Here is a 2,730-nt window from a genome sequence, read left to right on the forward strand (position 1 = left end):
CCCCCCCCGCCGCCGCCGGGGGCCGGCGGCGGCGGGGGCGGCGGGGGTACGGCACCGGCCATGCGGTGACCGCAGACCTCGCACCAGTCGTCGGAACCCGACTGGTGTCCGTTCGGGCAGGTCGGCATGTCGGCGCGTCCTTCCTCGTCCTTCTCGGCCTGGCGGCGTCACTTCTTCACGCGAACCGTCTTGGTGGACCGGGTCTCGAGCGTCATCTCGTCGGCCTCCGCGACCTTCGCTTTCAGTCGCACAGTACCTGTCGCGGCATCGACCACGTCCACCACCTTCGCAAGCAGTTTCGCAGTATCGGCGTTCCCCGAGGCATTGGCGAGCTGAACAGCGCGCCCCAGTTTGGCCGTTGCTCCGTCGAAATCTCCCGCTTTGCGCAGGTCGAGTCCCTGCTGGATGGCCTCCGCCAGTTCGGCCTGCCCGGTGTAGTGGGCGACCTGCGGATTGATCGACGTCGAGGCGGTCATGTCGTCGGTCCACACGGCCCGGACGAGACCCTGCGCGCCCAGGTTCCGCACGGTGCCGTCGGGCTGCGGGACGACCAGCGACACCCGGGCGGCGAGCATCTCCTGGCCGACGGCGGCGGGCGGCACCTCCACGCAGAGGTGGTAGTCACGGGACTCGTCGCCCCAGGAACCGGTGGGGTAGTCACCGGCCCGGGGGCCCGCCTCGCTGCGCCGCTCGGTCAGCTCCTCCACCGAGGGCGCGACCTGCTTGACGAACTTGATGGTGGTGCCCACCGGCGTCCACACGCGCAGCGCGACATCGGCGACCTCCTTGCCCATCGCGCTCTCCATCATGCGTGTGAAGTCCGCGGCGAGCCCGGCCGGATCGGCGACGATGTCGGCGGTGCCGAGCAGCGCCGAGGCGATCTGTGTGACTTCTTTCACTTCCCAGTCGGTGCCGACGCCCCGCGCGTCACACGTGAACCGCCCGGCGCAGTGGTCGAGCGCGGACTTCAGGTCCTCCGGCGACTCGTGCTCGTTGCGTCCGTCGGTGAGCAGGATGCCGTGCCGGATCTCGACGTCCGCCGACGACAGCAGTTCGTCGGCGAGTCTCAGCCACGTCCCGATCGCCGTGCCGCCGCCCGCGCTCAGCCGGCGCAGCGCCTGCTTGGCCTGCTCGCGAGTGGTGGCGTCGGCGACCGCGAGCCGCCGGCCGCCCGGATACACCTCCTTCGCGACATGCGTGCCGCCGATCACCGCGAAGCGCACGCCGTCGCGCAGGGTGTCGATCGCGGCGGCCGTCGCGTCGCGCGCGTTGCGCATCTTCGTCGGCGGGTAGTCCATGGAGCCGGAGCAGTCCACCATGATGGCCACGGCGGCGGACGGCGCCTGCCCCGGCGTGAACAGGTGCGGCGCCGAGGCGGCCGCGCTGCCGACGGTGCCGCCGCCCGTCGCCGTCACCGTGACGATGGCGTTGACCTCACGGCCGCCCTCGGGCAGGTACTCGTTCTGATACACGTCGACCGAGAACTGCGGCACGTTCGACTTCGACAGATTGGCCATGCCTGATCGCATCCCCCTTGACCTGCCCCACCCCCGTGAGGCGACGGCTGTGACGCGGACCGGTCCCCTCCGGTCCGCGTGAAACCCCGGTGGCCTCACCGGCCCCGCGGGCGGGGCCGTTTCCCCGTTCCGTACGGCCCCTCAGGCCGATCCTGCCCCCTGAGGCGGCGCGGGGAACGGCACGACGGCCACTGTTACGTTGTCGTGGCCCCCGCCGTCGATCGCGTGACCGACCAGCACCCGGGCGCTGTGCAGGGGCCGTACGTCCGCGTCGGCCGGGAGCACCGCGGCCATCTGCTCCGCCGACTCCGCGTAGTTCCACAGGCCGTCCGTGCACACCACGACCACGCCCGGCCGGTCCGGCTTGAACGACGCGGTGTGCGGCTCCAGTTCGTAGGCGTCCGCGCCGAGCCACCCGGTGATGGCGTGGGCGCGCTCGTCGGCGTACGCCTCGGCCTCGTTCATCAGTCCGGCGGCGACCATCTGTGCCGCCCACGAGTCGTCCTCGGTGAGACGGGCGGCGGGCGCGGTGCGGTCGGCGGGCACCCAGTAGGCGCGGCTGTCGCCGACCCAGCCGACCACGAGGAGCCCCTGCGCGACGACGGCGCCGACGATCGTGCACGCGGGCGCGTTCTGGTGCGGGGCGTGCTCGCGGGCCGTCGCGGGCTCGTCCGCCAGCGCGTTCACAGCCTGGGACGCGGCGACGATCGCCTCGTGCATCGCCTGCTGCGGGTGCGTGCCCTGCGGCAGCGCCGCCAGCAGCAACTCGCAGGCGGCCCTGGACGCGGCGAGGGAGGCGGCGTCGGGGCGGGTCGCGGAGGACACGCCGTCGCAGACGATCGCCAGACGGGCCTCGGTGCCGTCGGGCAGCGCGGTGTGGCCGACGGCGAAGGCGTCCTCGTTGCGGTGGTGGCGCAGGCCCCGGTCGCTCACGGCGGCCACCGGGCCCGACTCCTGCTCCATGTGGTCGCGTTCACGCGGCTGGGCGTGCCCGCAGTTCTCGCAGTACCCGTCGTCGTCGACGCGCCCGGCGCGGCACGCCACGCACACCTTGGCCTGCTCGGCCGACTCGGCCGCCTCCGCGGCCACCCGAGGGTCGGGCGCCTGCAGCGGGTACTCCTCCGGCTCGTCGGGCCGGTCGAACCGCACCCCGCCCCCCGCACGCTGGCCCGGCTCGCGCCCGGCGGCAAGGAGAGGATCGACCTGGTGGAAC

At 73.2% G+C, this 2,730-nt stretch carries 2 protein-coding genes; both read right to left on the reverse strand.

The window, feature by feature from the left end:
• Positions 1-167 precede the first annotated feature (167 nt).
• Positions 168-1,517: a vWA domain-containing protein gene (locus tag MTQ10_RS29630; RefSeq protein ID WP_247473508.1), complete on the reverse strand. Its 1,350-nt coding sequence runs from the start codon at positions 1,515-1,517 to the stop codon at positions 168-170.
• 141 nt (positions 1,518-1,658) lie between these two features.
• Positions 1,659-2,730 (reverse strand): PP2C family protein-serine/threonine phosphatase (locus tag MTQ10_RS29635; protein WP_247473511.1); only part of this gene is annotated, 1,072 nt, incomplete at its 5' end.

The organism is Streptomyces sp. XM83C (genome assembly GCF_023072675.1).
Lineage (GTDB): Bacteria > Actinomycetota > Actinomycetes > Streptomycetales > Streptomycetaceae > Streptomyces > Streptomyces thermocoprophilus.

Excerpts from the sequence above, each read along its gene's own strand:
- MTQ10_RS29630 (WP_247473508.1), bottom strand. The coding sequence starts at position 1,517 with ATGGCCAATCTGTCGAAGTCGAACGTGCCGCAGTTCTCGGTCGACGTG.